5 protein-coding genes are annotated in these 5183 nt (G+C 64.3%); all 5 read left to right on the top strand.

The window, feature by feature from the left end:
- On the top strand, positions 1–1665 hold a 1665-nt coding region (locus VEK15_22740; GenBank protein HXV63537.1), incomplete at its 5' end, for a beta-L-arabinofuranosidase domain-containing protein.
- Between the two features lie 104 nt (positions 1666–1769).
- On the top strand, positions 1770–2693 hold the full coding sequence (locus VEK15_22735; protein HXV63536.1) for a helix-turn-helix domain-containing protein: 924 nt from the start codon (positions 1770–1772) through the stop codon (positions 2691–2693).
- 57 nt (positions 2694–2750) lie between these two features.
- Positions 2751–4085 (top strand): hypothetical protein, encoded by a 1335-nt coding sequence (locus VEK15_22730; GenBank protein HXV63535.1) that lies wholly within the window; start codon positions 2751–2753, stop codon positions 4083–4085.
- A 240-nt stretch (positions 4086–4325) separates the two neighbouring features.
- Complete coding sequence (locus tag VEK15_22725) at positions 4326–4760, top strand: Rid family hydrolase (GenBank protein HXV63534.1); 435 nt, start codon at positions 4326–4328, stop codon at positions 4758–4760.
- Between the two features lie 192 nt (positions 4761–4952).
- Positions 4953–5183 (top strand): ribbon-helix-helix protein, CopG family (locus tag VEK15_22720; GenBank protein HXV63533.1); only part of this gene is annotated, 231 nt, incomplete at its 3' end.

The raw sequence follows: 5183 nt of genomic DNA, 5'->3' as shown, positions 1-5183 counted from the left end.
CTCGCGCTCCATCCCGACCCCCATCTCGAGGCACGTCTCGACCGGGAGATCGAAGCCATCGCCGCCGCCCAGGAGAGCGACGGGTACTTGTTCACGCCGAGAACGGCTCCCTCGGAAATTCCCCCGATCGGCATCGGCGAGACCCGATGGTCGAACCTGGCCGTGAGCCACGAGCTCTATAACGCCGGCCACCTCTACGAGGCTGCCGTCGCTCATTTCCACGCCACGGGGAAGCGCAGCCTTCTGGATATCGCCATCAGGAACGCGAATCTCGTCGCCGATACTTTCGGACCCGACAAGCTCAGGGCCGCGCCCGGCCACCAGGTGATCGAGATGGGGCTCGTAAAGCTCTATCGGGTGACCGGCGACGAGCGTTACTTGAACCTCGCCCGATACTTTCTCGACCAGCGCGGCAGAGACCTCGAGCTCCGGCAGTATCCCGCGGGCCACCGGTTCGCGATCTACAACGACCCGGTTCAAATCCAGGCCCATGCGCCCGTGGTCGAGCAGAGAGACGCCGTGGGGCACGCCGTCCGCGCGATGTACCTCTACTCCGGCATGGCCGACGTCGCCGCCATCACCGGCGACCCCGCGTACCTCGGGGCGATGGAGGCATTGTGGGAGGACGTGGTCGCCCGCAAGATGTACCTGACGGGAGGCGTCGGCTCGCGGCATGGAACGGAAGGCTTCGGCGAGCGGTACGAGCTTCCCAACGACACCGGCTACGCCGAGACCTGTGCGTCCATCGGTCTCGTCTTCTGGAGCTGGCGTCTGTTCCTCTGGCACGGCGAAGCGCACTATCTCGACGTTCTCGAGCGGGTGCTCTATAACGGCCTCCTGGCAGGCGTATCGATCGAAGGCGACCGCTTCTTCTATCCCAACCCGCTTGAATCCGACGGAAAATCCGAGTTCAATCAAGGCGCGGCTACCCGAAAGCCCTGGTTTGGCACGGCGTGTTGTCCGGGCAACGTGGCGCGATTTCTCCCCGCTCTTCCGGGCTATGTCTACGCCCAACGCGACGACGCGCTCTACGTCGCGAACTTCATCCCGAGCGAGACGACGGTGCGGGTCCACGATACGCCAGTGACGGTGAATCAGGCGACGAACTACCCATGGGACGGCCGAGTCCGGATCTCGGTGGATCCCGTTCGCGACGTCACGATGTCCCTCAGGGTCCGGATCCCTGGCTGGTCACAGGACCGGCCGGTCCCGAGCGAGCTCTATCGATACGAGGAAAACCTCGAGCACGAGCCCAGTTTGCGGATCAACGAAGAGGTGGCGGCGCTCGAGCTCGCCTTCGGGTTCGCGGTCATCGAAAGATCCTGGACGAGGGGAGATGTCGTCGAGCTCGACCTCCCCATGCCCGTCCACCGGGTGCTCAGCCATGCCGACGTCACTGCGAATCGAGGCCGAGTCGCCTTGGAGAGGGGTCCTCTCGTCTATTGCGTCGAGGGTGCCGACAACGGCGGCCGCGCTCTCGACGTCGTGCTCCGACGCGACGGCCAGCCGAGCGTCGAGCCGAGCGACTGGATCGGTGAGATCCTGACGATCCGCGCGGCGGCCGACGCCGTTCCCGGCGACGACCACCTGACTGCCATTCCCTATTTCGCCTGGTCACATCGTGGTCCGAACGAGATGGCCGTGTGGCTCCATGCAACCCCGTAGCGCCCGCCGATGACGGGCGGTATGCGGTTCCACTCCTCGGCTGAGCACGACTTCCGAGGCCTCTGGTTGAGTTTCTGCCGCAGCCGCCCGTAGACTCTGGACCGATGAGGGATGAACGCACGCCGGATTCCCGGTCGCGTGTCGAGACCGTGACGTTCAGCTCCCCTCTCGGAAGCTGGGAACTTTCGCAGTGCGCGGCTCCGGCCGATCTCGCGCCGCTCGTTGACTGTTTCTGGTCGGTGCGAGGCCGTGTTTCCTATCGCCGCGAAACGATTCTGCCAACCGACCGGGTCGAGCTGATGTTCAACCTCGGCTTGCCTCATCGGGTCATCGGATCACCCGATGGCGGCGGTACGGATTTCATTCGCGCCTGGGTCTCCGGCCTTCAGGAAGGTCCCCTCGTCGTCGAGCCGCAATACGACACCTCTCGATACGACTCCCACCTCGTCTCGGTGCGATTGCATCCTCAGGGGGCGTACGCGCTCCTCGGCGTGCCCATGGAAGAGATCGCGAACCAAGTGGTCGAGATCGACGCTGACCTGCTCCCTGGCATCGAGGAGCTTCGCGAGCGACTGTTCGGTGCCCAGACGCTCGATGAGCGATTCGGGCTGCTGGCGCGCTACGTGCATCGGCGGTTTCGCGCCGTTGCGCCGGCACTCACGTCGTCGGTAAAGGTGAGTTGGGCGCTCGAGCGGTTGCGCCGCTCGGGCGGTTGCGTCTCCATCGGCGAGCTTTGCGAACGGCTCGACATCACGCGAAAGCACTTGACCGGGATGTTCCACCGCCAAGTGGGTTTGGCGCCGAAGCGGCTCGCACGCATCGTTAAGTTCTCCCGAGTCGTCGAGCACCTCAAGCACTGCGCCGACGTCCGCTGGGCCGAGCTCGCGGTCGACTTCGGCTACTACGATCAGAGTCACTTCAATCGCGACTTTCGGGCGTTCACGGGAGCGACGCCAGGCGAGTTCCTCCGCCACCGCAGCGCCGACGGTACCTCGCTCGTGGCAGGGGCCATCTCCGAGCCCAGGTAACATCCGTACAAGACACATCCCTGCGGGATCCCCCAAGCTTTGGTCTCGGAGGAGACGATGTTCCACCTGTTCGTGTTGATCTTCACTCAAGCTTCGTCGGTCGGCACGCCGATTCCGGAGGCGTTCGAGCCAATGAGATTTCTCATCGGTCATTGCTGGGAGGGCACCTTCCCCGGAGGCGGGAGCAAGGATCGTCACTGCTTCGACTGGATGTACGGTCAGAAATTCGTCCGGGATCGGCACGTAGTGCGAGCCGAGGGCTCGGAATACCGTGGAGAGTCCATCTACGCCTGGGACGCGAAGGACGGGCTGCTCAGGTTCTTCTACTGGGCGTCAGACGGTGGTACGAGTGAAGGCTCGCTCCGCGTCGTCGAGGGCGAGCTCCTGTTCGGCGACGAGCGCCATATCGCAGAGGACGGCACCCAGCGTTTGCTCCGCACGCGATGGCGACCGATGGGCGCCGAGAGATTTCTCGCCCTGACCGAGGAGCGACGCGACGAAGGCTGGGTGGAGGCGTGGCGCATCGACTTTCTGCGCGTGCGCGATGCCGCGTCCTGGGGCATTGCGTTCAACACGACCCGCACCGGAGCCTACGAGGTGTTTCTTCTCAGACCTGAGTCCGGCGACCTTCACAACCTCAGCCGCCAGGAAGGCGTCGATTGGGTCTACGCGAGCTACGACGGCGCGCTCGTGGCCGTATCCGACCGCGGTGGACGACCCGAGGCCGGAATGTACCTCCTGTACGAGGTCACGCCCGGGCCCTGGACCTGGCGGCCCTTGGGGCCGTTTCCGGTCTACGATTCCTGGCTCGGCCGCTCCCCCGACGGGGAACGCTATGTGGTAGGCAGTCGCAAGGACGGGCAGCACGACCTCTACGTCATCGATCGTCAGGGCAAAGAGCTTGCCCAGCTGACGAACGACCCCTTCAAGGACTCCGATCCGGACTGGTCTTCCGACGGCTCGACGATCGTCTTTCGTTCGGACCGGGGTGGGGCCATGGACATCTGGCGGATGGAGGCCGACGGAACGAACCCCAGGAGGCTCACGCACGATCCCGCGAACGATGACGAGCCCGGCTATGGAGGCGAAGGCCCCGCCCGTTTCTCACCCGACGGCCGTCGGCTCGCGTGGGCCCATTTTCGCGGCAACTGGGACGTTTGTGTCATGAACGTCGACGGCTCGGACGCCCGGTGTCTGACGGAGCACGAAGCCGCCGACAATTGGCCCTCCTGGTCGCCGGACGGATCGGAGATCGTGTTCGACTCCAATCGGGAGGGGAACTACGACATCTACCTCATGAAGGACGATGGGTCGGACGTGCGTCGTCTCACCGCGCATCCCGAGTCGGACCAGGCTCCCGTCTTCGTACGCGTCGGTCCGACCGACCCGTGACGCATTCCCGCGGGGGCCGCGATGAGACGCTCGCCGATTGTATTGGTTGCGACGTGCTCGAACACAGCACCCGATTTGGCGACGACCATGCCTCCGTCCTCGCTCGCAAGATAGATCTTGCCGTCGGCGGCCACCGGTGACGATTTTCTGTCCCGGGCAGGCTCTCAGGCTGGTAGGCTCTTCCCACAGGGTCTGATCGATAAGAACCGACGAACCAATGCTCGGAAAGGAGTGCCGGCAGTGACGATCAACAAAGATGCAAAAGGGCTGGGCATGCCCTGGGAAGCCACCTATGGCTATGCCCAGGCCGTACGGGTCGGCGACACGATCTACGTCTCCGGCCAACTCAGCCATGATGACAAAGGAAACTTCGTGGGGGCGGCTCCGCTGGACGACCGCGGTCGCATAACCGATCATGGCAACATGGAAATCCAGATGCGGCAAACCTACGCGAATGCGAAGGAAATCCTCGGACTGTACGGCGCGACTCTGGACAATGTCGTCGAGGAAGTTCTGTACGTCACCGACATGGAGACTGCCTTTGCCGCCGCCGGCCCCGTCAGAAAAGAGGCCTACGGGTCGAAGAAACCGGACGTTGCCAGCACGATCCTGGTGACTCCGCGCTTGGCCCTGCCTCAGCAGCTCATCGAGATCAAGTTCATCGCCAAGGTGTAGTCTGGTCGGCCGGCCGGCCGGCCGGTTTCCAGCCTTCGCCAGCGGCCACCACGGCGGCTCTTCTTGGCGCCCTGGGACGGTCCGCTATTCCGTGCGCAGAGTCTCGATGGGATCGATGGCGGCGGCGGCGCCCGACGGGAGGATGTTGGCGGCGGCACCGACCAAATCAGAGTATGGTGGTATGGTAGCAGTATGGCCACTCGGAAGGTCACATTCACCCTCGACGTCGAGACCGTCGCCCGCCTGCGTCGCGCGTCGGAACGACTGTCGAAGCCGCAGAGTGCGGTGGTGCGAGAGGCGATCCGCGACTACAGCGACCGGATCGGCAGGCTGAGTGAGGCGGAGCGATTGGCGCTCCTCGAACGCTTCGACGAGCTCGTACCTCGCATCCCACGCCGTCCGCTCAGAGAGGTGGAAAAAGAG

The sequence above is a fragment of the Vicinamibacteria bacterium genome, assembly GCA_035620555.1.
Classification (GTDB): domain Bacteria; phylum Acidobacteriota; class Vicinamibacteria; order Marinacidobacterales; family SMYC01; genus DASPGQ01.
Note: the sequence above shows the minus strand (reverse complement) of the source record. Positions and strands in the feature narration are given on the sequence as shown.

Bases quoted from the DNA above. Each gene is read 5' to 3' on its own strand.
- VEK15_22735 (HXV63536.1), top strand. From the start codon at position 1,770: ATGAGGGATGAACGCACGCCGGATTCCCGGTCGCGTGTCGAGACCGTG.
- VEK15_22730 (HXV63535.1), top strand. From the start codon at position 2,751: ATGTTCCACCTGTTCGTGTTGATCTTCACTCAAGCTTCGTCGGTCGGC.